31 protein-coding genes and 1 pseudogene are annotated in these 24647 nt (G+C 54.4%); 14 read left to right on the top strand and 18 right to left on the bottom strand.

Translation table 11 applies throughout. The features are described from left to right. Window positions 1-10: 10 nt before the first annotated feature. The 8 genes from WBH99_RS01585 to WBH99_RS01550 form a co-directional block, all read right to left on the bottom strand. Window positions 11-487 carry a hypothetical protein gene (locus tag WBH99_RS01585; RefSeq protein ID WP_424218351.1) on the bottom strand — a complete coding sequence of 159 codons (477 nt, stop codon included), beginning with the start codon at window positions 485-487 and terminating at the stop codon, window positions 11-13. After that, window positions 484-1299: a PulJ/GspJ family protein gene (locus WBH99_RS01580; RefSeq protein ID WP_424218350.1), complete on the bottom strand. Its 816-nt coding sequence runs from the start codon at window positions 1297-1299 to the stop codon at window positions 484-486. The genes WBH99_RS01585 and WBH99_RS01580 overlap by 4 nt, the downstream gene beginning before the upstream one ends. Further along, the gene (locus WBH99_RS01575; RefSeq protein ID WP_424218349.1) at window positions 1283-1837 is read right to left on the bottom strand and encodes a type IV pilus modification PilV family protein; all 555 of its coding nucleotides are present in this window, start codon (window positions 1835-1837) and stop codon (window positions 1283-1285) included. The genes WBH99_RS01580 and WBH99_RS01575 overlap by 17 nt, the downstream gene beginning before the upstream one ends. Continuing rightward, window positions 1827-2285 (bottom strand): pilus assembly FimT family protein, encoded by a 459-nt coding sequence (locus WBH99_RS01570; protein WP_424218348.1) that lies wholly within the window; start codon window positions 2283-2285, stop codon window positions 1827-1829. The genes WBH99_RS01575 and WBH99_RS01570 overlap by 11 nt, the downstream gene beginning before the upstream one ends. An 81-nt stretch (window positions 2286-2366) precedes the next feature. Then, on the bottom strand, window positions 2367-2816 hold the full coding sequence (locus WBH99_RS01565) for a type II secretion system protein (protein WP_424218347.1): 450 nt from the start codon (window positions 2814-2816) through the stop codon (window positions 2367-2369). A gap of 15 nt (window positions 2817-2831) precedes the next feature. Continuing rightward, on the bottom strand, window positions 2832-3347 hold the full coding sequence (locus tag WBH99_RS01560) for a hypothetical protein (protein ID WP_424218346.1): 516 nt from the start codon (window positions 3345-3347) through the stop codon (window positions 2832-2834). A gap of 2 nt (window positions 3348-3349) precedes the next feature. Continuing rightward, window positions 3350-4573, bottom strand: a complete 1224-nt coding sequence (locus WBH99_RS01555; protein ID WP_424218345.1) for a type II secretion system F family protein — start codon at window positions 4571-4573, stop codon at window positions 3350-3352. A gap of 25 nt (window positions 4574-4598) precedes the next feature. Beyond that, complete coding sequence (locus tag WBH99_RS01550; protein ID WP_424218344.1) at window positions 4599-6305, bottom strand: GspE/PulE family protein; 1707 nt, start codon at window positions 6303-6305, stop codon at window positions 4599-4601. Window positions 6306-6408: 103 nt separating this feature from the next. On the opposite strand from WBH99_RS01550, the gene WBH99_RS01545 reads away from it, so the two are divergent. Continuing rightward, window positions 6409-6873, top strand: coding sequence for a tRNA (cytidine(34)-2'-O)-methyltransferase (locus tag WBH99_RS01545; protein WP_424218343.1), 465 nt, complete (start codon window positions 6409-6411; stop codon window positions 6871-6873). An 8-nt stretch (window positions 6874-6881) separates the two neighbouring features. On the opposite strand, the gene WBH99_RS01540 is transcribed toward WBH99_RS01545, so the two are convergent. Genes WBH99_RS01540 through WBH99_RS01515 form a run of 6 tightly spaced genes read right to left on the bottom strand, consistent with a single transcriptional unit; the run spans window position 6882 to window position 9863 of the window. Next, window positions 6882-7868, bottom strand: coding sequence for an NAD(P)H-dependent glycerol-3-phosphate dehydrogenase (locus WBH99_RS01540; RefSeq protein ID WP_424218342.1), 987 nt, complete (start codon window positions 7866-7868; stop codon window positions 6882-6884). Next, window positions 7865-8308, bottom strand: a complete 444-nt coding sequence (locus WBH99_RS01535) for an SH3 domain-containing protein (protein ID WP_424218341.1) — start codon at window positions 8306-8308, stop codon at window positions 7865-7867. Before WBH99_RS01535 ends, WBH99_RS01540 begins: the two co-directional genes overlap by 4 nt. 18 nt (window positions 8309-8326) lie before the next feature. Beyond that, on the bottom strand, window positions 8327-8788 hold the full coding sequence (gene secB / locus WBH99_RS01530) for a protein-export chaperone SecB (protein WP_424218340.1): 462 nt from the start codon (window positions 8786-8788) through the stop codon (window positions 8327-8329). A gap of 50 nt (window positions 8789-8838) precedes the next feature. Beyond that, on the bottom strand, window positions 8839-9102 hold the full coding sequence (grxC, locus tag WBH99_RS01525; RefSeq protein WP_424218339.1) for a glutaredoxin 3: 264 nt from the start codon (window positions 9100-9102) through the stop codon (window positions 8839-8841). Further along, complete coding sequence (locus WBH99_RS01520) at window positions 9099-9515, bottom strand: rhodanese-like domain-containing protein (protein ID WP_424218338.1); 417 nt, start codon at window positions 9513-9515, stop codon at window positions 9099-9101. The genes grxC and WBH99_RS01520 overlap by 4 nt, the downstream gene beginning before the upstream one ends. A 27-nt stretch (window positions 9516-9542) precedes the next feature. Beyond that, window positions 9543-9863 (bottom strand): ArsR/SmtB family transcription factor, encoded by a 321-nt coding sequence (locus tag WBH99_RS01515; protein WP_424218337.1) that lies wholly within the window; start codon window positions 9861-9863, stop codon window positions 9543-9545. 125 nt (window positions 9864-9988) lie between these two features. Here WBH99_RS01515 and WBH99_RS01510 point away from each other — a divergent pair, with 125 nt between their 5' ends. From WBH99_RS01510 to WBH99_RS01495, 4 genes are read left to right on the top strand one after another with little or no spacing between them, the layout of a single operon-like run. Next, on the top strand, window positions 9989-11224 hold the full coding sequence (locus tag WBH99_RS01510) for a murein hydrolase activator EnvC family protein (protein WP_424218336.1): 1236 nt from the start codon (window positions 9989-9991) through the stop codon (window positions 11222-11224). Next, window positions 11221-12630 (top strand): S41 family peptidase, encoded by a 1410-nt coding sequence (locus WBH99_RS01505; protein ID WP_424218335.1) that lies wholly within the window; start codon window positions 11221-11223, stop codon window positions 12628-12630. The genes WBH99_RS01510 and WBH99_RS01505 overlap by 4 nt, the downstream gene beginning before the upstream one ends. A gap of 54 nt (window positions 12631-12684) precedes the next feature. After that, window positions 12685-13083, top strand: a complete 399-nt coding sequence (locus tag WBH99_RS01500) for a hypothetical protein (RefSeq protein ID WP_424218334.1) — start codon at window positions 12685-12687, stop codon at window positions 13081-13083. Next, entirely contained in the window at window positions 13080-13862 is a 783-nt protein-coding gene (locus WBH99_RS01495; protein ID WP_424218362.1) for a HesA/MoeB/ThiF family protein, read from the top strand. The genes WBH99_RS01500 and WBH99_RS01495 overlap by 4 nt, the downstream gene beginning before the upstream one ends. Here the strand turns inward: WBH99_RS01495 and msrA are convergent. Beyond that, window positions 13824-14321, bottom strand: a pseudogene (msrA, locus tag WBH99_RS01490) (peptide-methionine (S)-S-oxide reductase MsrA); the annotation flags it as partial. The gene WBH99_RS01495 and the pseudogene msrA sit on opposite strands and share 39 nt — an antisense overlap. Before the next feature lie 210 nt (window positions 14322-14531). Here msrA and WBH99_RS01485 point away from each other — a divergent pair. From WBH99_RS01485 to WBH99_RS01455, 7 genes are all read left to right on the top strand, one after another. Next, window positions 14532-15794, top strand: a complete 1263-nt coding sequence (locus WBH99_RS01485; protein WP_424218333.1) for a site-specific integrase — start codon at window positions 14532-14534, stop codon at window positions 15792-15794. Window positions 15795-15815: 21 nt separating this feature from the next. After that, a complete protein-coding gene (locus WBH99_RS01480) occupies window positions 15816-16172 on the top strand; it encodes an H-NS family nucleoid-associated regulatory protein (protein ID WP_424218332.1) in 357 nt (118 codons plus the stop codon). Between the two features lies 1 nt (window position 16173). Beyond that, on the top strand, window positions 16174-16485 hold the full coding sequence (locus WBH99_RS01475; protein ID WP_424218331.1) for a hypothetical protein: 312 nt from the start codon (window positions 16174-16176) through the stop codon (window positions 16483-16485). Then, window positions 16482-17666 (top strand): DNA cytosine methyltransferase, encoded by a 1185-nt coding sequence (locus tag WBH99_RS01470; protein ID WP_424218330.1) that lies wholly within the window; start codon window positions 16482-16484, stop codon window positions 17664-17666. The genes WBH99_RS01475 and WBH99_RS01470 overlap by 4 nt, the downstream gene beginning before the upstream one ends. 2 nt (window positions 17667-17668) lie before the next feature. Continuing rightward, complete coding sequence (locus WBH99_RS01465) at window positions 17669-18538, top strand: Bpu10I family restriction endonuclease (RefSeq protein WP_424218329.1); 870 nt, start codon at window positions 17669-17671, stop codon at window positions 18536-18538. Window positions 18539-19355: 817 nt separating this feature from the next. After that, window positions 19356-19829 (top strand): hypothetical protein, encoded by a 474-nt coding sequence (locus WBH99_RS01460; protein WP_424218328.1) that lies wholly within the window; start codon window positions 19356-19358, stop codon window positions 19827-19829. A 268-nt stretch (window positions 19830-20097) separates the two neighbouring features. Further along, entirely contained in the window at window positions 20098-20532 is a 435-nt protein-coding gene (locus tag WBH99_RS01455; protein ID WP_424218327.1) for a pilin, read from the top strand. A 41-nt stretch (window positions 20533-20573) separates the two neighbouring features. On the opposite strand, the gene WBH99_RS01450 is transcribed toward WBH99_RS01455, so the two are convergent. Then, a complete protein-coding gene (locus tag WBH99_RS01450) occupies window positions 20574-20750 on the bottom strand; it encodes a hypothetical protein (protein ID WP_424218326.1) in 177 nt (58 codons plus the stop codon). Window positions 20751-20997: 247 nt separating this feature from the next. Here WBH99_RS01450 and mobC point away from each other — a divergent pair, with 247 nt between their 5' ends. Continuing rightward, on the top strand, window positions 20998-21396 hold the full coding sequence (mobC, locus tag WBH99_RS01445) for a plasmid mobilization relaxosome protein MobC (protein ID WP_424218325.1): 399 nt from the start codon (window positions 20998-21000) through the stop codon (window positions 21394-21396). A 1-nt stretch (window position 21397) separates the two neighbouring features. After that, a complete protein-coding gene (locus WBH99_RS01440; protein WP_424218324.1) occupies window positions 21398-22759 on the top strand; it encodes a relaxase/mobilization nuclease domain-containing protein in 1362 nt (453 codons plus the stop codon). Window positions 22760-23035: 276 nt separating this feature from the next. Here WBH99_RS01440 and ribD read toward each other — a convergent pair whose 3' ends face one another. Both ribD and nrdR read right to left on the bottom strand, forming a co-directional pair. Further along, on the bottom strand, window positions 23036-24130 hold the full coding sequence (ribD, locus tag WBH99_RS01435; RefSeq protein WP_424218323.1) for a bifunctional diaminohydroxyphosphoribosylaminopyrimidine deaminase/5-amino-6-(5-phosphoribosylamino)uracil reductase RibD: 1095 nt from the start codon (window positions 24128-24130) through the stop codon (window positions 23036-23038). 7 nt (window positions 24131-24137) lie between these two features. Then, on the bottom strand, window positions 24138-24629 hold the full coding sequence (nrdR, locus tag WBH99_RS01430; protein WP_424218322.1) for a transcriptional regulator NrdR: 492 nt from the start codon (window positions 24627-24629) through the stop codon (window positions 24138-24140). Between the last annotated feature and the right edge of the window lie 18 nt (window positions 24630-24647).

Below are 24647 nucleotides of genomic sequence, written 5' to 3'. Positions count from 1 at the left end.
GGCTCTCCTCTCAACAGTCGTAAGGGGGGGCGGTGATGGCCGGATCCCGGCACTTCTCCAGGGTCACTTCCACCACCCGTTCCACCCCCAGGGGCGGCGCCGCCCCGTTACCCGCCGTGGCGGTAATCCGGTAGAGGCGGATCTGCCGCCCCCCTTCAGTATAGGGACCAAAGGCGGTGCAATTCACCGCGATGGTCATACCTGGGAACTCCGCCAGGGGCGGCAGGGTGCTGGCGGCAAAGCAGTCGGGCAGAGCAATGCCCTCCCCATTGGGGTCGAGCTGGAACATGCCCCACTCCGCCCCGGCCTGGGCCCCGTGGGCGGCCTTGCTGCCCATGATGTTCTGGGCCGAAGTGGCCTGGCCGCCAGTACCGAGAACCGCGAACAGGCCTGCCAGGGCTGCGAACAGCACCAGCAGGAAGATGGCGGAAATCAGGGAGACCCCCGCCTGGGTCCGCCGCCGAAGAGGATGCCTGACCGTGTTCATGGGGTGTTGTCGATGGGAATCTGCTGCTGCAAGCTGACCGTCTCGCCATTGAGGGTCAGGGTCAGCCGCAGGGAAACCAGGCCGTTGCGCTGCAGGGCCCCCGGAATGTAGGAGAAGGAACAGCCGCCGACCGGGTTCAGGTTATCCACCAGGACGGCGGCATTGCCGGCCGCCAGGGCCTCATTAGTATCAGGCTGGCTGTCATGAAAACCATAACCCCAGTGGCGGCGGATCACCCGGTTGGCGGGGTCGCAGACGAAGGTGACCGGCTGGCCCACCACGTGAAAGCGGCTGGCCGGGGATGCGAAGGGAAAGCCGAAGGGCGCCGCGGCCGTGATCTCGGTCAGGGCCGCGCCGGTGGCGCTGGGGGCACGGCGGTTGTCGCCCGCATACACATCCCCGCCCGGCACCCCCAGGTTGAACACCACGATTTCTTCCCCGGCGGCTACCCGGACCGGGGGACCCAGCACATCGAAATGGTCGGCGCTGGCGCCAAGGCCGAAATCCAGGGGAAAATCCGCCCCGCCCCCGGACTCGGCCCGGTAGCGGCCCGCATCCATGATGGGCACGAATTCCAGGTAGTTGCCGGAAACCCGGAGGCTGTTGGGCAGGGCCGCGCGGATTTCCCGCTCCATGCGCCCCAGGGCCGTGTCCGCCGCGTCGGCCAGCTGCATGCGGGCGGACACCTCCACATAGGCATCGATCTGGTGCCGCACGAACATGCCCACCATGGCCAGCAGCAGGCCACCGATGACCATGGCCACGATCATCTCGATCAGGGTGAAGCCCCTGGACTCAGTAGCGTGGCGCATAGCGGAACCTGTAACCGGTCACATCCAGACTTTCCGGCCCCCGGGTGACGCGCACCGTCACCCGCAGCACGGCATCATTGGCAAGCCCGAAAGCCGCCCCCGCCTGGGTGATCGTCACCAGGGTGGCGTAACCGTCCATCACCTGGCCGCCGATGGCGTCGCTGGCGGCCGCCTGGGCATAGCTCCCGTAATCGGCCACGTGGTCGAACACCGCCCCGGGGCCGCCATTCCGGCCTTCCCCCCCGGGCACCGGGGTCACGCCGCTCTGGGCCATGCCGACAGAGCAATCCCCGAAGCCCATGGCGCTGGCTGCGTTGGGGTCATCCGGATCGCACCAGGTGAAGGGCTGCTGCAGGATTTCCTCCAGCAGGGACTCGGCCACCGCCAGGGTCTGGCGGGTCACCATGGGGTCGGCGGAATCCTGCACGGCCCGGTTGAAACTGGCCAGCAGCCCTACCACCCCGATGCTGATCACCACGATGAAGATGATCTGCTCGATCAGGCTCAGCCCCCGGGCCCGGCGCCAGTCAATGGACATAGCCGGTCTCCGCCTCGATGCTGATGCCGGGCACCTGGTCGATATTGAGCACCTGGGTAGCGGCAAAACTGGGCCGGCCCAGGCTGTCAAAGCTGAAGGGCGTCGGCTGTGGCGCAAAGCTGATACCCCCCGGGGCCAGCACCGTCAGGGCGTTGCCCCCGGGGCCGCTGAGGGCGGCGCCAGTGTTGCAATCCCCGGCCCCGGCGGCCGCGGCGATGCGAAAACTCACCTGGGTGGTATCGGGAAAATCAACGCACACCCGGCGCCGGGCGGCAATGGCGGATTTCTGGGCATAACGCAGGGCCACCAGGGTTTCGTCCCGGAAACCCCGGGCCTCGAAACCGGTCTGGCCGGAAAAGCGGGGCACCACGACGGCCGCCAGGATGCCCAGGATGATCATGGTCACCACCAGCTCCACCAGGGTGAAGCCCCCCACGGCCTTCAGCATGGCCGGCAGCTTCCTGCCCCGGGAAGAAAAAACCCCGTAACAGGTACGGGGTTTTCCTGGCCTGGCCACCGGCATTGGCGGTCAGCAGCCGGTAACGGTCAGGTCGTAGGTGGGCGGCACGACTACGGCCGCAGGCATCGCGGCCGGGGCATAGGTGACGCTGCAGGTAGCCGGAGTGGGCGCACCAGTGTGCTGGATGATGGTGGGGGGGCTGCCGGACACGGCAATCTCGGTGCTCAAATCCATGGCCTTGGCAAGCTCGGCAACATCCCCGGCAAAACCATAGACAGTGTTTATGGTCGTACCCGCTATGTCCACCGAACCTGAAGCGCCCATCTGATTCCCTGCGGCCGCCCTGGCATAGATCATGGCGTTGGCGCTGCGCATCCCTCCCTCGGTGGCCCTGATGACAGAGGTACGGGCATCCCGGCTCAGATCCACGAATTTCGGCAGGGCCGTGGCGGCCAGGATGCCCAGAATCACGATCACGACGACCAGTTCGATCAGGGTAAAACCCGCTTGTTTTTTCATATCCAGCTCCTTTGATTAAAACCATTGATACGGATAAACCGGAACCAGGGCGAGATCTCCGAACTCCGGGTTCTTAACTTTTTGATTTTGCGCCAACCTGACCGTCCAGCGCAAGGCTTTTGTGTCTACATTGCCCGGAACTTCGAGGTGGCTGGCAAGACGGGGCAGGTAGACCAGTTCCTTGCGCTGCAGGTCAAAGAACCAGCTGCCGGGTTCGAGGCGTTCCACCTTGGGGGTTTTCATCTCCCCCAGGTAGTTGGGGGGCGGATATTCGAGCCAGCGCACCGGGTTGGTACCGACCAGTTCGGCTACGCCCTGATGATTTTTGCCGGTGCTGATGCGCCCCGCCCATTCCTGGGCAAAGCCCACCTGAATATGGGAGAGGGTGAGCCGCACACTGATGGCCTCGGCTTGTTCCTGGTAGTAGTGCACGGCGCGCAGATAGGTGCCGAACAAGATGACAAAGAGAATGACGACGATGGCAAATTCGAGCCGGGTCAACCCTCGCTGCTGCCAACGCCGTTGCCCCATGCCTAGTTCCCCTTCACAGCCTTGCCCAGGTCCCACATCGGCAGGAAGATGCCCAGGGCCAGGATCAACACCATGATGCCGAGAAAGACGATGAGGATGGGCTCGATCTGCTGCGACAGGGTCTTGAGTTCATATTCCACTTCGCGCTGATACATTTCCGCCACTTCCTGGAGCATGTCGTCCAGGGAGCCGGATTCTTCACCGACGGCGATCATCTGGATCACGACCGGGGTGAAGATGCCGGTGGCAATGGCGCTCCTGAGCACGCTTTCACCGCGTTCGACGCCGTCGCGCATGCGTTCGATCTTGTCGGCGATATAGGCGTTGTCCACGGTCTGGGCCACGTTCGAGAGCGCCTGGATGACCGGCACGCCGCTCTTGGCGGCGAGCGCAAAGCTGCGCGCAAAACGCGCCAGGGTGGCTTTGATGACGATCTTGCCGGCAATGGGAATGCGCAACTTGATCCGGTCCCAGTCGTAACGCCCTGCTCGGGTCGCCACCCAGGAGCGAAAGGCGAGCACGGCCAGCACCAGCCCCCCGAGCAGATAGCCCCAGAAATTGACCATGAAGTCGGAAAAGCCGATGAGGATGCGGGTCATCAGCGGTAGTTCGGCGCCAAAGCCATCAAACACCTTGGCAAAGGCGGGGATCACCCAGATGTTGATGATGACCATGGCGATACTCATGGCGACAATGACGAAGCTGGGGTAACGCAGGGCGGATTTGACCTGATCGCGCATGAAGCGCTCGAATTCCATGTGGTAGAAGAGCCGCAGGAAGATTTCTTCGAGTCTCCCGGTCATTTCCCCCACCCGCACCATGTTCACCGCGAACGCGCTGAAGACCTTGGGGTGGCGGGCCATGGCGGCGGAGAGCTCGCGGCCGGAGTCGAGGCTCTCGCGCAGGTCCTGGAGCACCTTCTTCATGGCCAGGTTGGCGGCGGATTCCTGCAGCCCGGCCAGGGCCCGCATGATGGGGACCCCCGCCTTGAGCAGGGAATAGATCTGCCGGCAAAACAGCATGACATCATCGTGCTTAGGCTTTTCTTCGAAGAAGCCCGCGAAGCGGATGCCGATCCCTGCCGCCGCCACGGCCTCGGTGATTTGCAGCGGCGTCACCCCCATGCCCATCAAGCTGCGGGCGGCATCGTCCCGGCTCGGGGCATCGAGCTTGCCCCGCACCTCCTGGCCGCTGCGGTCCCTGCCGCGATAGGTGTAACCGGGCACCGTTCAGTCCTCGCTCGGGGTGGGCTTATTCTTCATATTGACTGCTGATGCGCATGGCTTCGTCGACGGTGGTCTTGCCGGCCAGCACCAGCCGCACGGCATCGCGGCGCAGGGTTGCGCCGGCCATTTGCTGGCGGGCCGCGGCCATGAAGCGGGAGGGATCGTCCTCATTGGTGGCTTCCACCAGTTCGTCATTCATCTCCAGGAATTCATAGACGCCGGTGCGGCCCTGAAAGCCGGTATTGTTGCAGTGCGCGCAGCCGGCGCCCTGGTAATAGGTATGGGCATCCACCCGGTCATGCAGTTCGCTGCGCAGCCACTCGTGTTCGTGAGGCTGCAGGGCGGCCGGGGCCTTGCAGTTCTCGCACAGGGTGCGCACCAGGCGCTGGGCCAGCACCATGTGCACCGAAAGCGCCACCATGTAGCGCGGCACGCCCATGTCGAGCAGGCGGATGGGGGTGGTCATGGCGTCGTTGGTGTGCAGGGTGGAGAGCACCAGATGGCCGGTCATGGCGGCGCGCATGCCGATTTCGGCGGTTTCCTGGTCACGCATTTCGCCCACCAGCACGATGTCCGGGTCCTGGCGCAGGACGCTGCGCAGCACCTTGCCGAAGGTGAGGTCGATCTTTTCATGGACCTGCACCTGGTTCAGGCCCGGGAGCCGGTATTCCACCGGGTCTTCGACGGTGATGATCTTCTTTTCCGTGCTGTTGAGTTCGTTCAGGGCGGCATACAGCGTGGTGGTCTTGCCCGAGCCGGTGGGGCCGGTCACCAGCACCATGCCGCTGGGCCGGTGCAGGGCGCGGCGCAGGCGTTCCAGTACCCGGGGCGGGATGCCCATGTTGTCGAGCGACAACATGCCCTGGTTCTGGGCCAGCAGCCGCATCACCACGGATTCGCCATACTGGGTGGGCAAGGTGGAGATACGGATATCCACCGGGATATTGCGCACCTTGATATGGAAACGGCCATCTTGAGGCAGGCGCTTTTCGGAAATGTCGAGGCCGGACATGAGCTTGAGGCGCAGGGCGACGGCGGAGGCGATCTTGGCGTCGGCCTCGGTCTGGATGTGCAGCACCCCGTCGATGCGAAAGCGGATGCGCAGGCTCTTTTCCTGGGGTTCGACATGGATGTCCGAGGCGCGGTTGCGCATGGCTTCTTCAAACACCATGTAGAGGAGCTTGACCACCGGGGCATCTTCGGTATTGCTGGAAAGCCCCAGCAGCTCGCCGAATTCCACCGGAATGTCCGACATTTCCGCCGTCAGTTCCTTGGCCAGGCCGGTGATTTCCTCGGTGCGGTGATAGACCCGGTCCAGGAGGGCGAGCAACTGGGATTCGCTCACCACGGCCAGGTCGACCTCGCGCTGCAGGTGACGGGTGATGTCATCGTAGGCCTGGAGGTCGGTGGGGTCGGCCAGCCCGACCCGGAGGATGCCGTCATGCTCTTCGAGCATCAGGGCCCGGTAGCGCCTGGCCAGGGACTCGGGCAAAAGCTTGATCAGTTCGGGGCGGGGCTGGAAGTGGCGCAGGTCGACGAAGGGAATGCGCAACTGGTTGGCGAGCGCCTTGCAGATGCCGTCTTCGGTGACGAAGCCGCTATCCACAAAAATGCGGCCGAGTTTGCGGCCGCTGCGTTTTTGTTCTTCCAGGGCAAATTTGAGTTGCTCGTCGGTCAACAAACCCTGCTGAATCAACAGGTCACCAAGTCGCACCTTCTCAGGGCGGGCCATGCCAAGCTCCCAATCATCACTACAAACTACTTGAATGAAACGGCTTAATGCGCTGATACTAAGCCAGTTTTTGGACGGTAACCCGTTTCTGGATGGAAAACAAGTGTTTGCCCTCGTTCTGTTTGAGCCGGAAATTCCCCCCAACACCGGCAACATCATCCGCTTGTGTGCCAATACCGGCTGTGAGCTGCATCTGGTGCAACCCCTGGGTTTCCGGGTGGATGACAGATCCTTGCGCCGGGCCGGGCTGGATTATCACGAGTTCGCCCCCCTGCAGTGCCACCCGGACTGGGCGGCCTGCGCCGCCCACCTGGCCGGACGCCGGCTGTTTGCCCTGAGCACCAAGGGCAGCCGCTGTCATGCGGAGGTGGCCTTCCAGCCCGGGGATGTGTTCGTGTTCGGCCCGGAATCCCGCGGCCTGCCGGCCGACATGCTGGCGCGTTTTCCTGCTGAACGGCGCCTGCGCCTGCCCATGCAACCCGGCAACCGCAGCCTCAACCTTTCCAACGCCGCCGCCGTGGTGGTCTTCGAAGCCTGGCGGCAACAGGGGTTTGCCGGCGGGGGCTGAACCTGGGCCTAACACCCCTCGTCCCTGGGGTCGCGCGCCAGTAGCTGCTCTACCGCTGCGCGGGCCTGCATGCGGCCCTGCAGCACGGCGACGACGGCGGCGGTGATGGGCATGTCCACGCCCATGCGCCCTGCCAGACGATGCACTTCCAGGGCAGTGGGCACCCCTTCGGCGACATGCCCCAGATCGGTAAGCACCCGCTCCAGGGACTTGCCGGCCGCCAGCCCCAGGCCCACCTGACGGTTGCGGGACAAATCGCCCGTGCAGGTCAGGATCAAATCCCCTACCCCGGCCAGGCCCATGAAGGTTTCTTTATGCCCGCCGAGCGCCACGCCCAGGCGGGCGATTTCGGCCAGCCCCCGGGTGATCAGGGCGGCCCGGGCATTGAGGCCCAGGTGCAGACCATCACAGACTCCAGTGGCAATGGCGAGAATATTCTTTACCGCGCCGCCGACTTCGGCCCCCACCAGGTCGCAGCTGGCATAGAGACGCAAGTGCCCACCATGCAGCTGCTGCGCCGTGGCCCGGGCAAAATCCACATCCCGGGAAGCCAGGGTGATGGCGGTCGGCTGGCCGGCGGCCACTTCCTGGGCAAAGCTGGGCCCGGAGAGGACGCCGTTGCTCACGCCCGGCAGGAACTCGTCAAAGACTTCGTGCGGGAGCTTGCCGGTCCCCGCCTCGAAACCCTTGCACACCCACAACACCGGCGTCGCTACCTCGAGTTGCCGCAAGGCTTCGAGACTGGGGCGCAGGCCGGCAATCGGCGTGGCAATGAGGAGCAGTTGGGCTTGGCTCACCGCCCGGGGTAAATCCGCCTCCAGCTGCAAGCCCTCGGGAAAGGGAAAGCCCGGCAGAAAACGCTTGTTTTCCCGGTCCCGGGCCATGTCCTGCAGCAGGTCCGCTTCCCTGGCCCACAGGGTCACCCGGTGACGCCCGGCAAAGACCAGCGCCAGGGCCGTGCCCCAGGCCCCCGCGGCCAGAACGGTGATGTTCATAGCCCCCAGACCTGAGTCACGCGCACATAGCCGCTTTGTCCATCCTTGTGGCGCACCCGGACCCAGCCGGGAGCGGCAGGCTCGACCCACTCCAGCGCCACCCATTTTTCGGCCTGAAAGACCACGGGCGCCTCGGGGCTGGGGTTCTGGCGGATCTCCGCCGTGGCGGCCGTCACCACCAGGGTCCGTTTCGTTCCCAGGCTGCTGCGTTCGACCCAGGCGATGGTGCCTTCGGCGTCGCGCACCTTGGTCCAGCCTTCCACCTGAACCAGGACTTCGAGGGGCATCCCCTCCCTGACGATGTAGAGCTTCTTGCCCTGGGCCGATGGCGCATCACGGAAAATGGTCAGCGGCACGGCGACAGAACGGTATTCCAGGGCCTGAGCCTCCCCCGCAAGGGCGACGCCCAGCGTCAGGGCGAGCAGTGAGCGACGCAGCATGGCAACCTCCGCCAGTGATTACTGAATGGAAATCTCGTGGGATTGCTGCGCCTGTTCTTGCAGACGGGACAGGTACAGGGCCTCGAAGTTGATGGGTTGCAGCAGCACGGGGGCGAAACCGGCGCGCACGGTGGCATCGGAAATGGCTTCGCGGGCATAGGGCTGCAGGATGTTGGGACAGGCGACTGCCAGCAGCGGCTCAATTTCGTGCTCGGGCACATTGACCACGCGGAAGATGCCGGCCTGGCGGACTTCCACCAGGAACACGGTCTTGTCTTCGATCCTGGCGGTGACGGTGACGGTCAGGACGACATCGAAAACGCCATCCCCCAGGTGAGTGCCCTGGGTGTTGAGCTGGATGTCCACCTGGGGCGCGCCCTGATCCAGAAAAATGGCGGGGGCATTGGGCACTTCGATGGAAAGGTCCTTGACGTAGAGCTTTTCGATACCGAAGGAGGGAGGCTGCTGATTTTGATCCATGTTTGACTTTCTTTCCAGGAGAAGGGTTGTTGATCATCGGCCCAAAGGCCTCAGGCGCAAAGCAGGGGGAGGAGCGCGCCGGCGCTGTCCAGGGCATACAGATCATCGCAGCCGCCCACATGGGTGGCGCCGATGTAGATCTGCGGCACGGTGCGGCGGCCGGTTTTTTCCATCATGAGCTGCAGCTGCCCGGGATCGAGGTCCACGCGGATTTCCTTGATCTCGGTCACGCCGCGGGCGGCCAGCAACTGCTTGGCACGAATGCAGTAAGGGCAGACGGCAGTGGTGTACATCACAACCTTGGCATGGCTCATTTTTTTCTGGCTCCGCGTTTGATGGGCAGTCCCGCCTTTTCCCAGGCATGGACGCCGCCATCGAGATTATTGACCCGGGTAAAGCCGAGTTTTTGCAACTGGGCGCAGGCCTGGCCGGAACGCACACCGGAGGCGCAGACGAGGATCAGTGGCTTGTCCTTCAACGCCTCCAGTTCGCCGGCCCGGGCGGCCAGATCAGCAAGGGGAATGTTGCGGGCGCCCGGCAGGTGGCCGGCGCTGTATTCGCGCGCATCGCGGACATCGATCACCTGGGCGTCCTCACGATTGATGAGCAAGGTGGCTTCGGTCGGGTTGATGGCCTTGCCGCCATGGCGAAACGAGGGCCAGACCAGCATTACCCCGCTGATGACAGCAATGGCGATGGTCAGGATATTGTTCTGAATGAACTCCATGGGCACTTCGGGACTCCTCCTCGATTTTTAATGCTGGGATACGCCGCAGAAAACTTCACGCATCATGACGATCAACTGCAGGATGCGACCATCGCCCACCCGGTAAAAGACGCGATTGGCCTCCTTGCGGGTGAGCAGCACCCCTTTTTCGCGCAGAATGGCCAGATGCTGGGAGATATTGCTCTGGGACGTCCCCACCACGTCGACGATTTCCTGCACACTGGCTTCTTGCTCACCCAGGACGCAAAGAATCTTGAGGCGCAGGGGATGGGCGATCGATTTCAGGGCACGCGCCGCAGTTTCGATGTGTTCCTGCTTTTCAATCAGGCTGAATTCGGGTGGTTGCACGATAGGGGCTCGCAGGGCAATGGCGGAGCATTATAAAATAGTTTTTTTCTCAGCCGCGCTTTAGTTGGCGGCCCGCCACTTCGGCAATGAGGACACCTCCCGAACCCCTTGAGGGAAAGGCAAGCATGCCCGCTCACACCCGCCGCTCGCTGCCCGGCGCCATTCTGGCCGGCATGCTGCTGTGCGGCTGGCCCCTGGTCAGCCAGGGCCAGAATGCCAGCGAAGTGGCCGACAAGAAAGAGGACCTGAAGGAATTGCGGGGCCGGATCGAGAGCCTGCGCAAGGAGCTTTCCGCCAGCGAGGAATCCCGCGCCGATGCCGCCGATCAGCTCAAACAGATTGAACGCGAGATTTCCCAGGGCGAGCGCAAACTCCTGAACCTCAAACGCGACCAGACCCGCTTGCAAAATACCCTGGCGGACATGGCCCGCCAGTCCCGGGAACTGGAAAGCACGCTGGCGCAGCAGCAAGGCCAGCTGGAGAAACTGCTTTACCGTCAGTATCTGCAAGGCTCCCCGGACGCCCTGCAACTGCTGCTGAATGGCGACGACCCGAACCAGCTGGCGCGTGACCTCTACTATCTTTCGACCATTGCCCACAGCCGGACGGAACTCCTGAGCGATGTGCGCAGCACCTTGAAGAAACAGAAAACGCTTGCCGCCGAGGCCCGTAGCCGGGCCGCCGAACTGGCGGAAGTGGAGGCGGCGCAGAAAACCCAGCAGGCAGAACTGCTGCAACAACGGGCCGAGCGTCAAACAATCCTCAACCAGATCGCCAGCAAGGTGAAGGCCCAGAAAAAGGAAATCGGCAATCTGCAGCGCGACGAGAAACGCCTTTCCAACCTGGTGGACCGGCTTACCCGGCTACTTGCCGAACGGGCCCGCAGGCCCGCCCCGCCGCCTAGGCCCGCTCCGGGAGGAAAAGCCCCGCCGGAGAACCGGCATCTGCCCACGGCCAGCCGCGGCGACTTCGCGCGCCTGCAAGGCCAGCTGCGCCTGCCGGCCCGAGGCCAGGTGGTGGGCCGCTTCGGCGCCCCGCGCGAGGGCGGCAGTACCTGGAAGGGCCTGTTCATCCGCGCCGGCGAAGGCAGCGAGGTCAAGGCAGTGGCAAACGGCCAGGTGGTCTATGCAGAATGGATGCGCGGCTTTGGCAACCTGATGATCATCGACCACGGCGACGGCTACCTGACCGTCTATGGCAATAACGACTCGCTGCTAAAACAGGTGGGCGACCGGGTCCAGGGCGGTGAGACGGTGAGTACCGTCGGTAACAGCGGTGGCAACCAGAATTCCGGTTTATACTTCGAGCTCCGCCATCAAGGCAAAGCACTCGATCCCATGAAATGGGTTTCCCTCAAATGAGCAAGTTCAAATCCATCAGTCTTGTCGTCGGCGGCTTCGTCGCCGGCGCCCTCATCAGCCTGCAGATGCCGGCCTTCGCCGACAAGGATGTCAAGGCCGGCCTGCCGGTGGAGGAGCTGCGCACCTTCGCCGAAGTCTTCAACGCCATCAAGCAGGGCTATGTGGAGCCCGTCGAAGACAAGAAGATGATCGCCAATGCCATCTCCGGCATGCTTTCCAACCTCGACCCCCATTCGGCCTATCTCGACCCCGAATCCTTCAAGGAACTGCAGGTGGGCACCCAGGGCGAGTTCGGCGGCCTGGGCATCGAAGTGGGCATGGAGGACGGCCTGGTGAAGGTGGTTTCCCCGATCGAGGACACCCCCGCCTACCGCGCCGGGATCAAGGCCGGCGACCTGATCTTCAAGCTCGACGACACCCCGGTGAAGGGCCTGACCCTGAACGAGGCCGTCAAGCGCATGCGCGGCAAACCCAAGACCCAGATCCGCCTTTCCATCCTCAGGAAGGGCGCGGCCAAGCCGATCGAGGTCACCCTGACCCGGGAAGTGATCAAGGTTCAGAGCGTCAAGTCCAGGATCGTGGAGCCGGGTTACGGCTGGGTGCGCATCACCCAGTTCCAGGAAAACACCGTCCCGTCCCTGGTCAAACACATCAACGATCTTTACAAGCAGGGCAAGCTGAAGGGGCTGGTGCTGGACCTGCGCAATGACCCCGGTGGCCTCCTGAACGGCGCCGTGGGCGTTGCCGCCGCCTTCCTGCCCCCGAACGCCAAGGTCGTATCCACCGATGGCCGCACCCCCGATGCCAAGCAGGAATACCTGGCCACCCCGGAGGATTATCTGCGCGGCAGCCGCGAAGACCCCTTGAAGGATCTGCCGGCTGCGGTCAAGACCGTGCCCATGGTGGTGCTGATCAATGGCGGCTCGGCCTCGGCTTCCGAAATCGTCGCCGGTGCCCTGCAGGATCACAAGCGCGCCGTGATCATGGGCACCCAGTCGTTTGGCAAAGGCTCGGTCCAGACCGTGCTTCCCCTGCCCGGCAATGCCGCCATCAAGCTGACCACCGCCCGCTACTACACCCCCAGCGGCCGCTCGATCCAGGCCAAGGGCATCGAACCCGACATCACCGTGGAAGAAAAGGTCAACGGTCAGAAATCCTCGCCCTTGCTGCGGGAAGCCGATCTGGAAGGCCACCTTGAAAACGACAAGGAAACCAGCAGCAAGGCCCCGAGCAAACCGGTGCAGGAAAAGAAGGCTCCGCACGGGGGCAAGAAGGGCATCGACGGCAAGGACGAAGAAGATGAAATGGGGCGCATGGAATATGCGTCGGCTTCCGACTACCAGTTCCAGCAGGCCATGAACCTGCTCAAGGGACTGCAGATCATGCAAGGTGCCGGCAGCAAGTAACTACCCTGGACCCGCCACCCCCGGGCGGGTCCACCGATTCTGGAGAAACCCGCGATGAGCGCTTCAGACCTGCACAAGCAGCGCGAGATTCTGTTCTCCAAGTTCCCTCCCGGCCAGCTTCCCGAAGCGGCCGACCATCTGGAGCAGGTAGAACAGGTGGAAGTCGCCCTCAAACTGGACAAACGCGCCATCGAAGTGGCCTACGACCTGCGCCAGCACACCCTGGAAGAACTGGAAACCCGGCTGCGGGACAGAGGCTTTCATCTCGACAACACCTTGATGAGCAAGCTGATGCGGGCCCTGATTCATTACGTGGAAGACACCCAGCTGCACAACCTGGGCGCCCACGACCGGCCCCTGAAGCAATCCCATGAGGCCTATATCCAGGCCTGGGAGCGCCACCCGCACGGGGACCGTGACGAAACCCCGCCGGAGTGGCGAGAGTACAAGTGAACGACCGGGAGCTCCTCCGTTACAGCCGCCACATCTTGCTGGACGCCCTGGGGATCGAGGGGCAAGAACGCATCCTCGCCAGCCGGGTGCTGCTGGTCGGGGCGGGCGGCCTGGGTTCTCCCGCCGCCATTTACCTGGCCTCGGCCGGGGTCGGCACGCTGACGCTGGCCGACGGGGATACGGTGGATGCCAGCAACCTGCAGCGCCAGATCCTGCATACCGAAGCGCGGCTCGGCCAGTTGAAGGCCCTTTCGGGCCAGATCGCCCTGGCTGCCGTGAATCCCGAAACCCGCGTCCTTCCCATCACCGAGCGCCTTTCGGGCACCGCTCTGGAAGAACAGGTGGCCAAAGCCGATCTGGTACTCGACTGCTCCGACAACTTCGCCACGCGCCACGCCATCAACCGGGCCTGCGTGCAGCACGGCAAACCGCTCGTCTCCGGCGCTGCCGTGCGCTTTGATGGCCAGGTGAGCGTCTTCGACCTCGCTTGCCCCGCCTCCCCCTGCTACCACTGCCTGTTCCCGGAAGGGGAGGATGCCGAGGAAATGCGCTGCGCCGTGACGGGCGTGTTCGCGCCCCTGACCGGCATCGTCGGCTGCCTTCAGGCCAGCGAAGCCCTGAAACTCATGGCCGGCATCGGCGAGCCTCTGGTCGGGCGGCTGCTGCTGGTCGATGCCCTGACCCAGACCTGGCGCACGCTGAAATTCCGGAAGGACCCGCAATGCCCGGTATGCCGTAGTTCAGGTCTGACGCAAGCGTTCGGGAAAATAGCGACGTAGCTTGTCGAGCTTGGGTGGAATCAGGGCGGCACAATAGGGCTGCTGCGGGTGGTGCGCGAAAAAAGCCTTGTGATGCGCCTCGGCCGGCCAGAAGGGCTGGGCTTCGGCGAGTTCGGTGACAATGGGCGATGCAAAAGTACCGGCCTCGTTCAATTCCCGGATCATCGCTTCCGCCTCCTGCCGCTGGGCGGGAGATTGGCAGAAAATCACGGAGCGATATTGCGTCCCCAGATCATGGCCCTGACGGTTGAGGGTCGTGGGGTCATGGGTGAGGAAGAACACCGCCAGCAGTTCCTGGAAAAGGATGCGGTCCGGGTCAAATTCGATCCGCACCACTTCCGCATGCCCTGTCGTCCCGGCGCAAACCTGCTCATAATCGGGATCGGGCACCACTCCGCCGCAGTACCCCGAGCCCACCCGCAGCACCCCATCCAGGGCAGCAAACACGGCTTCGGTGCACCAGAAACAGCTAAGTTAACCGCCCCCTAGAGTGATGATCTCTAGGGGGCGGCTTCCTTTCTGTAAGTTGTTGATTTCAGACATGTTTTTCCTAATTTTGAAGAATTTTTGAACGAAAGCTGCTTCTTTTTTTCACCGATAAAACTTCACATGCACAACATTGGGGCCTAAAATGTCACACAACATCACGCACACACAAAGGTGGAAAAAGTGGCCCTACCCCGTGGAATCCAAGAGCTAACCCGCAAGAACAAGGACGGTACACCAGTCACGAAGTACCGAGTACAGATCAACAGGAAGAACTTCAAGCAGGATCGCTTGTTTGAGAGTTTAGATGAAGCTGTTGAGTTCCTGAATGCTTCAAAGTCAGCAACTGGACAGAAGCAAATTCACTTGCTGGAAGAACAGCAAAAAACTGAATTAAAAATAATTCAGGATTTTATTTCTAATCCAACAATTGAAGCATATATTAAATCTTACATTGAAACCTATGTTGATCCAAGGTTTGCAGATTGCGACCCAAAGACAGCAGAGGGGAAAATTAAATTAAGAAATAAGGCTTCGATCATTGGCTTTTATAGCACAATTAAAAAAACCATCATCAATGAAAGATCAGATGAAAATTTTCCGATTTCAAAGCTGATTTACAAACATTATGATGGCAAAAAAGCTTTTGGTGAATTTAAGCCAAAACAAATAACCGAAATTGAAATCAATGAATACATAAAGGCACGTCGCAAAGTTGGAATAAAACCTATTTCAATTCAACGAGAAATCACAGCAATCAGCAATCTTTTTAAAAAATTAAAATATCTTGATCCAGATTTAAAATCAATTCCTAATCCAACGAGGGATTATGACCGTGATTTGTTAAAAACTTCTGGAGGAATGATTTCCAAAAAAGTTCATCGAATCACAGATGAAGACAAAAAGAAATTTTTTGAACTGCTGGACAACTACCCAAATCCTGAACTTGGTTGGATTTCAAAACTAATGCTTTTTACAGCAATGCGCCGAACTGAGGCAGTATTGTTGAAATGGAGCCAAGTTTTTGAAAAACACATTTACCTTGAGCATACGAAATCAGGCAAGCCAAGGATTGTTTATCTCACACCAGAAGCTAAAGAACTACTGAAATCCATTCCAAAGAAAGAAGGACAAGATCGGTTATTCACCTATACAGTGCTGGGTTACGATAGCAATTTTTATAGGGTAGTGGAAGACAATGGATTAAAACACATTAAAATTCACGGATTAAGAAAAGAAGCAATTTCGGGTTTTATTGAAAAAATTGGAGCAAGCAACAGCCTATTGATTTCTGAATTTTTAGGCTTTGCAAGTGTTAGAAAGATTGAGGAACACATTGAAACTCAAATTCCAGCAGGATTAAGCACTCAAGCAGAATTGTTAAGATCAGTAGGACATAGCAACCCAGCAATCACTCAGAACCACTATTTCAGCTTAAAGAAATAGTGTACAATCAGGAGAAATTTCATGGCAACCAAAGGACCCAAAGTGACAACATTAGCTGACATTAAAGCTCAGATGGCCGAATTGCAAAAGCAACACGATGCAATTGTTGCCAATGAAAAAGAAACCATCATTGCAGAAATGAAAGAAAAAATTTCTGACTATGGCATTACAGCTAATGAACTTGGGTTCCAGTTGTCAGCACCAACAACCAGCGTTAAACCCCCGAAATCTACACCAGCAGGCAAGACTAAAGCAGAAGCTAAGTACCGTGGTCCAAACAATGAAGAATGGGCTGGTGGAATCGGTGCCCGTCCTAAGTGGGTTAAAGCAATTCTTGAAGCTGGTGGAAATATTGAAGATTACTTGATCAATAAATAAAATGGAAATAGAACTTCAGTCAATTTCCCCAATATCTTTTTCTATGATAAAGCTTGGGGATACTGTTCGAATTGAACACAAGCCTGCAAAACTGAACGAGTACCGAGAAAAAATTGGACCAGCAGTTGACTGTTATCTAATTTTTAAGGGACAAACCAAGATCGGTATGATTCCAAATAATTTTGTGAAAAATCACAAAGATTATTTAAAAAAGAGAGTTTGCAAAATCTCAGGCATTGATAAAGATCAATCAAAAATATCAATTTTTCTCACTGCCAGTGAACCAAAATCAGAAGAGCCAAAGGGCTTATGAAATTCAAAATCCTTGATACATTTGCTGGCGCTGGTGGGTTCAGTCTCGGTTTTCAATTGGCTGGTGCTGAACTCATTGGTGCAATTGAGAGAGATAGCTGGGCCAGTGAAACATTTAAGTTTAATCACCCAGAGGCAACTGTTTTACACCGAGACATAACAGACCTCACAGATGAAGAAATTTTAAAAAATTTCGGATCAAAAAAACCAAATGTAATCCTTGGTGGACCACCCTGCCAAGGATTTTCAATTTGCAATAAAAATAGTGGAGATCCCAAAGATCCACGAAATTCTTTGTTTGAAGAATTTATTCGAGTTGGCCGTGTGCTAAAGCCAGAGATTATGATTATGGAAAACGTTCCAAATCTAATTAAGGCAAAAACCGAATCAAAAGAGCTTGTAGTTGACATAATTGTTAATGAATTAAAAAATCTTGGTTACTTTGCCAGCTATAAAATTCTTGAAGCAACTGATTACGGTGTTCCACAAATCAGAAAACGCCTTGTCGTAATAGCAACCAAAAAAGAGATTAAAGATCCATTTCCCCCTAAAACACATGCAGTAGAGGGAAGTAGTGATCTATTCAGTTCTGGATTTTTAAAGTGCCCTACTCTATGGGAAGCAATCTCTGATCTTCCTGAACTGGAAGCACGAGAGGGAGCAGAAGTTCAGGCGTATACAAAAGAGGCGCAAAATAGCTACCAGGCCACGCTTCGGAATGGTGCAAAGGAGCTCTTCAACCACAAAGCCATGAACCACTCACAACGACTGGTAGAGCGATTTACAGCTATGGAGTGGGGCCACAGCACCTCCGATGTTCCAGATCACCTTAAACCGCTGAAAAGGAATAGCACTGAAATTTCAGATAAGGTTTATGACCAAAATAATAGAAGGATGTATCCGCACAAGCCCTGCCATACTGTGCCAGCTTCTTTCTATGCAAATTTTGTTCACCCTTTTAAGAATAGAAATTTCACAGCGCGTGAAGGCGCAAGAATTCAATCCTTTCCTGATTGGTATGTTTTTAAAGGAAAACCAACTGTAGTTAGTCACAAATTGTTGAACCGTGAAGGCCGAACAGAGGACACACATCTTTGCCAATATAACCAGATTGGTAATGCAGTCCCCCCAATGATGGCTAAAGCAATTGCAGAACACCTTATGAAGAACTATCAGGAGTAACCATGTTTGTTCACGGTAATAATTTAGAACAAAAAGAAAATCACGCAACCAAATATCGTGATGTTGATTCACGAAAGTATTTGGCAGAAATCCGCATTCGATATGACAAATGGAAGAAGGACAACGAAGATTTGAAGGGGCCATTCAAAAAATCTTCAGCGAATGATTCAGAAATAATTAAGAAAAGAGTTGCACTTCTGAATGAATACAAAGACTTTGTAGATCAGCAACATTATGCTGAAAAATTTGATTCACGTTCAAATCTACATTCTTCCATTTTGGAAGAATTTATGTATTATTTATTCAGGGATTTAGTTCTCGGAATTTCAAAATCTGCATTGATAGGAAAATCTCATTCTTTTAAGGATGTATTTTTTAGAGCACCATCATACGAAGCAATGGTAAAAGCTCCGCATGCTCTTGTTGAAAAGAAAGATCATGATTTTGCTATTGGTGCAAGCGTCAATGCAAAAATGATTTGTAATGGTTCGGATATCACAGAAGACCATACCTGGGACATTCCAGCAGTAGCTATTGAATGCAAGACATATCTTGATAAAACAATGCTTCAAGATGTCTCTACAGCCGCAGAACAGCTAAAGCAAAAGAATCCTGATGCAATGTATATTGTTGTTGCAGAATGGCTAAAACTAACTGACTCGGTTAATTTAAAAAAATATAAGATTGATCAGATCTATATATTCAGAAAACAAAAGAACACAGATCGTGAATTTAGATATGCTGACGACTATGTAAAAAATCCAATCTATGATGATGTTGTGGATCACTGTTTCACAACTGTTAGAGAATTTCTAACTACTGATTGGGCTGGTGGAATTGCAACAGGATTAGAGCAAGGTTATTTAATTTAAAATCAGTATTGACAAATTAAATTTAATCCGTAATATATGAATATCTGAGGGCCGGTCAATTCATATTGCACGCTATCAAGGAAGCCAGCGAAAGCTGGCTTTTTTGTTTTCAGTCTTAGAGCTTGACAAATTATAAATATTTTAATAAATATTCAATTAAGTGTTTTATGCGTCAATTGAATGAAGACCGGACCTCAGAAATCTGTCTAAATTCTCTTCCCAATTGGAACACCCGAACTACCAGAAAGCCGATGTAGAAGGCGGGGAACAAAATAAAACTGACTACCATAGTCCCCTTAAGCAAAACTGGATAAAAGAGTTCTTAAAGCTACAACAATGGGATCTTAACAAAGTAGCAACGAAGCTGAATCTGGACCGTGTTAAGGGGTTTTTTAAGAACCTGAACCAGAGAATGAAGTAACTTAAAAATAACTTCTGCCGGTAACTGGGCATACAGCCTGAACGGAATAGCCTAAAGGAGACTGGAACAGTCCCTAAAGGGAAAGCTATGCCGATTCAGGCATAGCACTTTCTTAAGACCTATCTTAAAGATCGAAGATCAGTACAGCCTTATGGCTGTCTATAGATCGAAAAATAAGAATAAAAATCAGTAATACATAAAAGAACTTCCTAATGGAAGTACAAAAAGCGAAGCTATTACTGCCTTTAGGCAGGTTTTACGTTAGTGAAACAAAAAAGGACAGCGCACCAAATTTGACAAAATCCAACCAAACAATTATTAATAATTAAAAATGGAGGATTTATGGGATTATTTGGATTTAGAAAAAACTCAAGACAAGACAGCGGGATAAGCAAGATGAATTACATAGAAAAAAATAATTACATAAGTAGTTTTATCTTAGCCGCATACAATAAATTAAAAAATGAAGAGGACGAACCAGTAAAGGCTGCAATGTATCTCACATTGAATTTGATATACAGAGATTCGGAAAAGTTATCTAAAAATGCTTACTATATTCGCGCAACCAAAACTAATGATATAACTGCGCACAATATTTTTATGGAAGCAGGAATTGCGCCATTTGTAATAATGCTTGAATTTCTTGAGCCAGATGATGCCGTTCATTTATTCGTTAATTACATCATGCTAATTGAGGAAGGATTGGATTCCAAGTCATTCTTTTATCTAAAAGAAACAATCAACAAATCTTGCTTTGTTGATGATCCAAATTTTTGGCCTGTTGCACAAATGTTTGAAATGCCTTGGTTCAAATTGCTTGAACCAAATACCATTGAACATCTTTCAAATAGAATGAGATCGAGACAATAACTAAATACAAATATCGCAACTAATAACAATTAAGCGAACAAAAGAAAATACCGGCAGGGAAGCCGGTATCTTCAGACTAAAATAACCTTATTCAAGGTAACAAAATTATAGTTTTGTCCCAATACTTATCGTACATTAAAAACCGTTTGTCAATAGAAAACTTGATTTTTTAATTTTTTCTCTTATAGGTATTTAAGCAATTCAAGATAAACGGGTGTTTATTTTGATTAGCGATAGAAAAATAACCAAAAAATAAAGGGAGAAAATTATGAAATTGAATTCTATCAAGACACAAACCCAAAAGGGTTTCACATTAATTGAGTTAATGATTACCGTTGCAATTATCGGTATTTTAGCTGCTATTGCCTTACCTGCATATCAAGACTATGTTGCAAAATCTAAAGTTGCTGCTGGTTTAGCTGAAATTAGTCCAGGCAAAACAGCTTTCGAAGTTGCTGTTAATGAAGGAAAAACTATTACTCTTGGAGTAATAGGTTTAACCGGATCAACTTCAAATTGCACAATTACTGTTGCAGATGGTGCAGGTGGCAACATAGCTTGTGCTGTTAAAGGAAACACAAAGGCAGCAGGTAACATCATCTGGACAAGAGATGCAACAGCAGGAACTTGGGGTTGCACATATTCTGGTGATTCTAAATATGCACCTGCAAATTGTGGAGCACCAGCAGCAGTAACACCTTAATCAATTGATTTGAATAAATAAGCCACCGAAAGGTGGTTTTTTTATGCCTGTTTACTTTTGCTTTTATAGTTACCGACAATTTTTTTCATATAAGTATTGAGAATTTCACTTGGAGATTTTTTGTATTCTGAACATATTTCCGAAAACTGCTCAAATAATTCTTCTTCAAAATACATTGTTCGTTTCTTCTTTTTTATCTCCGTTTTTTTGTTTGCCATAACCTATACCTCCAATTTGGTTTTAATCTATACCTCCAATATAGGCTAAAGAAAATTTCACAAAAATCAATCTATACCTCCAATATCAAAACTTGATTTCGGTTTTGTTTCTGGTTTAATGAATAGAGAAAAGACAAATTCGAAGCAAGCCCAATCATTCCCATAATGGAATGAATAAAAGCTGTGGGGTTCCCCCACTCCCCTATTTGTCGCACACGACTAACAACAATAAAAAGAAAGGTCAAAAATGGAAATAAAAAAGAAAAAATCAACTGGTCAATCAGGAGAGGATGGTAACGAGGAATTGAGAACAAAAGTTATTTCTATCTATCTTTCACCAACTGAATACTTGAAATTAACTGATCACTTTAGCAACTCGCCGCAAAGCACGCTTGCAAATTTTTGTAGAGAAAAATTGTTATCCAAACCAGGAGCAGCAACAGAGAAAAAAGCAATTCTTGCAGAAGTTGCAAAAAGTATTTACCAGCAATCAAAGATAAGCAACAATATTAACCAGATTGCAAAAAAGGTTAATTCTCTAAAAACTGATTATCCAGAACTTTTAGACGAAATCAGAAATGAACTTGAAGAACTAAAGCAATTAAACAAAATAATGCTTTCCAAGTTCAAGAAAGTTGGAGGTTGAAATGATTGTTAATTTTTTCAACCACGGCACGGGAAAAGCTGATTCAGCAATTCGTTATCTACTACAAGATAACGATTCAAATGGAAATCCACGAAATCCTAAACCAGAAATTTTTTATGGTGATCCAGACCTAACCAAATTATTGATTGACGAGAACCCCAGGAAATTTAAATACACTTCTGGCGTTATCGCTTTTCGTGATGGTGAAAAGCCAACAAATGCACAGCTAAATAAAATCGTTAAAGCTATTTATGAAGCTTTTGCACCAGGTCTTGGACCTGACAGATTAAATATGCTTATTGTTAGACACGAAGACAAAGGAAATACAGAGCTTCATTTGTTGATACCAATGATTGACGTCAAAACACAAAAGCAGTTCAACATTGATCCACCAGGCGAAAAATCAAATCAAATGGTTAAAGATTTTTCTGCAATTTGGAATCATAAACTTGGTTATGCACAAGTTGTAGAAGACCCATTGAGAGCAGAATTCACAGCTTTTGACAAAAAAGTTCCAGCGGGAAAAACTTCACACACAATCAAAAATCGTTTAAGCATTGAAATTCCTAAACTAATTAGAAAAGAAAAAATCAAAAACAGAAATGAATTGATTGAATTTCTGGAGGAAAAAGGCTGCACTGTTACAAGAAAAGGAATGGATTTTATTTCTGTAAGATTTCCAAACCAGAAGAAGGCAACCAGGTTAAGAGGTCCTGTTTTTAGTAAAAACTCAGATTACAAAAAATTAGTTCAACAAGCTGACGAAGTAATTAATAAGACTTTTTTGAATGATTTTCAGTTTTCAAAAATTCAAGTCAGGCTTGATGAATCCACAGAATACAGAAAAGATTTCATTGAAAAGAGATACAACAAACCAAAGAGAATACCTAAAGGCTCAAATGCTTATTCTGGAAAAAGAAGCTTAACAAAAGCAACTTCTACCAATACAGCTACCACAGTTCAAGAAATTTCTTCAACTAACAAAAATCAACCAGAAATTAATTCTGGGAAAGTTTCAAACTCTACTGAAAAAGGAATTTCTTTTAAAGATGCAATTAAAGCAACCAGCGTAGCTAAAGGATCGCAGAATGCGAAAAGCTCCCCTTCCGAAAGGAAGAAGAGTTCTGGATCAGTTCAAGGCGTAGCCAAATCTTTAGCCAGTCTACAAATGCAGATTGATTCAGCACAAGCTGATTTAGCTAATGCTCAAACTTTGGAAGATAGGATTAAAGCTGAAGCAAAACTAAATTCATTAATTTTGCAGAAAAACAAGCTTTTAGCTGAACTTGAACAAGCCAGAATTGCAGAACTTAACCAGGAACAGGCACCAGGTCACACACCACGAAGAAGGCCCAGACCTTGACCCTACAGAACGGCCATAGAGCCGTTTTTTTGTGCTGGTTGATACCTACCCCTACCCAAGCACCTTGAAGAGCTTGTACGGTGTTTTATGGGGTAGTACGGTGGCATTTCACACAGAGTCACGCAGTTCTATGTGAAATCGACTTCACGCATAATAAAAACAACAGGTTACAGAGCTAAGTTGTTAGCGTGCACCAAAAACAACCTCCGCCGAAGATGGCGACCTGGGTTTGTTGTGGATTCATGTTCTAGACCTCGTAGACAACGTGACGACGCTTCAAGGCCGGGCCTCAGTGCAGCGGGCCAGCAGACGCACATCCCGGCCCACCGGGTCGAGGCTGCGGATATCGAGATTCAGACGCGCTTCCAGGCTGACAAGTTCCGGCAGATGAAACAGGCTCCGGGCCTTGTCGCCCAGCAGGCAGGGGGCGAGATAGAGCAGCAATTCATCCACCAGCCCGGCCTGGAACAGGGCGCCATTCAGTCTGGGCCCCGCCTCCCCATGCAGTTCGTTGATGCCGCGCCGCCCCAGTTCCTGGAGCAGGGCCGCCAGATCGACCTTACCCTGGGCATCGGGCAGGCAGACCCAGTCGGCGCCCTGGTCCAGCAGCGGCTGGGGCGGCTCGTTGCGGGCGGAGACCACCAGGACCCGGCCACGCTCGAACAGCCGCGCCGTGGGGGAAAGTTCGAGGCGGCTATCGACCACCACTTTCAGGGGCTGGCGGCCGGTGTCGACGCCGCGCACATCGAGTCGCGGGTCGTCGCTTCGTACCGTGCCGATGCCGGTGAGGATGGCGCAGGCCCGGGCCCGCCAGCGGTGCCCGTCCTGACGCGCTTCGGGGCCGGTGATCCACTGGCTGGCGCCGTTGTTCAAGGCCGTCTTGCCGTCCAGGCTGGCCGCGGCCTTGAGGCGCAGCCAGGGGCGGCCCCGGCGCATGCGGGAGACGAAGCCGATGTTGAGTTCCCGCGCCTCGTCTGCGAGCAGGCCGCACTCGGTGCGGATGCCGGCGGCTTCGAGGCGGCGCAGGCCGGCTCCCGCGACCAAAGGATTGGGGTCTTCCATGGCCGCCACCACCCGGCTCACGCCGGCGGCGATCAGGGCATCGGCGCAGGGCGGCGTGCGGCCATGGTGGGAACAGGGCTCGAGCGTCACATAGACGGTGGCGCCCCGGGCCAGTTCGCCGGCCTCGCCGAGGGCATGGACTTCGGCATGGGCGCAGCCGGCGCGCTCATGCCAGCCGCGCCCCACCACCTGCCCGGCACGGACGATGACGCAGCCGACGCGGGGATTGGGCGAGGTGGAATAGAGGCCCCGTTCGGCCAGCCGCAGGGCCTCGGCCATGCAGGCGTGATCAAAGGCGGAAAAGGGCATGGAATGCTCAGGTTCCGGCGGGCGGAGGATTGGCCTTGCGCCGCCCGGTGCCCGGAGAAACTTCCTTGATCACCCGGGAGAAGGCATCCACATCCTCGAAATTGCGATAGACCGAGGCAAAGCGGATGTAAGCCACCTTGTCGAGCTTTTTCAGCTCGGCCATCACCAGTTCGCCGAGTTGCTGGGAGAGGATTTCCCGCGCGCCGGAGGCCAGCAGGCGTTCCTCGATGCCGGCGATGGCACTGTCGATGGCCTCGGTCGTCACCGGGCGCTTTCTCAAGGCGAGTTCGAGGCTGGCGCGCAGCTTGTCCCGGGAAAAGGGCACCCGGGCGCCATTCTTCTTGACCACCAGGGGAAGCTGCACATCGGCCCGCTCATAGGTGGTGAAACGCTTGTCGCAGCGGCTGCAGCGCCGCCTGCGGCGCACCACGTCGCCTTCATCGTTGATGCGGGTATCGACGACGGTGGTATCCAGGGTGCCGCAGAACGGACATTTCATGCCGGAAAATCCAGAAGG

The organism is Azovibrio sp. (genome assembly GCF_049658005.1).
Taxonomy (GTDB): Bacteria; Pseudomonadota; Gammaproteobacteria; order Burkholderiales; family Rhodocyclaceae; genus Azovibrio.
The sequence above is the reverse complement of the archived record's forward strand: the minus strand, read 5'-3'. Positions and strand labels throughout refer to the sequence as shown.

What these genes read in the sequence shown, in the direction of transcription:
- WBH99_RS01585 (WP_424218351.1), bottom strand. Translation starts at nt 487, where the DNA reads ATGAACACGGTCAGGCATCCTCTTCGGCGGCGGACCCAGGCGGGGGTC.
- WBH99_RS01580 (WP_424218350.1), bottom strand. Translation starts at nt 1,299, where the DNA reads ATGCGCCACGCTACTGAGTCCAGGGGCTTCACCCTGATCGAGATGATC.
- WBH99_RS01575 (WP_424218349.1), bottom strand. Translation starts at nt 1,837, where the DNA reads ATGTCCATTGACTGGCGCCGGGCCCGGGGGCTGAGCCTGATCGAGCAG.
- WBH99_RS01570 (WP_424218348.1), bottom strand. Translation starts at nt 2,285, where the DNA reads ATGCTGAAGGCCGTGGGGGGCTTCACCCTGGTGGAGCTGGTGGTGACC.
- WBH99_RS01565 (WP_424218347.1), bottom strand. Translation starts at nt 2,816, where the DNA reads ATGAAAAAACAAGCGGGTTTTACCCTGATCGAACTGGTCGTCGTGATC.
- WBH99_RS01560 (WP_424218346.1), bottom strand. Translation starts at nt 3,347, where the DNA reads ATGGGGCAACGGCGTTGGCAGCAGCGAGGGTTGACCCGGCTCGAATTT.
- WBH99_RS01550 (WP_424218344.1), bottom strand. Translation starts at nt 6,305, where the DNA reads ATGGCCCGCCCTGAGAAGGTGCGACTTGGTGACCTGTTGATTCAGCAG.
- WBH99_RS01540 (WP_424218342.1), bottom strand. Translation starts at nt 7,868, where the DNA reads ATGAACATCACCGTTCTGGCCGCGGGGGCCTGGGGCACGGCCCTGGCG.
- WBH99_RS01535 (WP_424218341.1), bottom strand. Translation starts at nt 8,308, where the DNA reads ATGCTGCGTCGCTCACTGCTCGCCCTGACGCTGGGCGTCGCCCTTGCG.
- secB (WP_424218340.1), bottom strand. Translation starts at nt 8,788, where the DNA reads ATGGATCAAAATCAGCAGCCTCCCTCCTTCGGTATCGAAAAGCTCTAC.
- grxC (WP_424218339.1), bottom strand. Translation starts at nt 9,102, where the DNA reads ATGAGCCATGCCAAGGTTGTGATGTACACCACTGCCGTCTGCCCTTAC.
- WBH99_RS01520 (WP_424218338.1), bottom strand. Translation starts at nt 9,515, where the DNA reads ATGGAGTTCATTCAGAACAATATCCTGACCATCGCCATTGCTGTCATC.
- WBH99_RS01510 (WP_424218336.1), top strand. Translation starts at nt 9,989, where the DNA reads ATGCCCGCTCACACCCGCCGCTCGCTGCCCGGCGCCATTCTGGCCGGC.
- WBH99_RS01505 (WP_424218335.1), top strand. Translation starts at nt 11,221, where the DNA reads ATGAGCAAGTTCAAATCCATCAGTCTTGTCGTCGGCGGCTTCGTCGCC.
- WBH99_RS01500 (WP_424218334.1), top strand. Translation starts at nt 12,685, where the DNA reads ATGAGCGCTTCAGACCTGCACAAGCAGCGCGAGATTCTGTTCTCCAAG.
- WBH99_RS01480 (WP_424218332.1), top strand. Translation starts at nt 15,816, where the DNA reads ATGGCAACCAAAGGACCCAAAGTGACAACATTAGCTGACATTAAAGCT.
- WBH99_RS01475 (WP_424218331.1), top strand. Translation starts at nt 16,174, where the DNA reads ATGGAAATAGAACTTCAGTCAATTTCCCCAATATCTTTTTCTATGATA.
- WBH99_RS01470 (WP_424218330.1), top strand. Translation starts at nt 16,482, where the DNA reads ATGAAATTCAAAATCCTTGATACATTTGCTGGCGCTGGTGGGTTCAGT.
- WBH99_RS01465 (WP_424218329.1), top strand. Translation starts at nt 17,669, where the DNA reads ATGTTTGTTCACGGTAATAATTTAGAACAAAAAGAAAATCACGCAACC.
- WBH99_RS01460 (WP_424218328.1), top strand. Translation starts at nt 19,356, where the DNA reads ATGAATTACATAGAAAAAAATAATTACATAAGTAGTTTTATCTTAGCC.
- WBH99_RS01455 (WP_424218327.1), top strand. Translation starts at nt 20,098, where the DNA reads ATGAAATTGAATTCTATCAAGACACAAACCCAAAAGGGTTTCACATTA.
- WBH99_RS01450 (WP_424218326.1), bottom strand. Translation starts at nt 20,750, where the DNA reads ATGGCAAACAAAAAAACGGAGATAAAAAAGAAGAAACGAACAATGTAT.
- mobC (WP_424218325.1), top strand. Translation starts at nt 20,998, where the DNA reads ATGGAAATAAAAAAGAAAAAATCAACTGGTCAATCAGGAGAGGATGGT.
- WBH99_RS01440 (WP_424218324.1), top strand. Translation starts at nt 21,398, where the DNA reads ATGATTGTTAATTTTTTCAACCACGGCACGGGAAAAGCTGATTCAGCA.
- ribD (WP_424218323.1), bottom strand. Translation starts at nt 24,130, where the DNA reads ATGCCCTTTTCCGCCTTTGATCACGCCTGCATGGCCGAGGCCCTGCGG.
- nrdR (WP_424218322.1), bottom strand. Translation starts at nt 24,629, where the DNA reads ATGAAATGTCCGTTCTGCGGCACCCTGGATACCACCGTCGTCGATACC.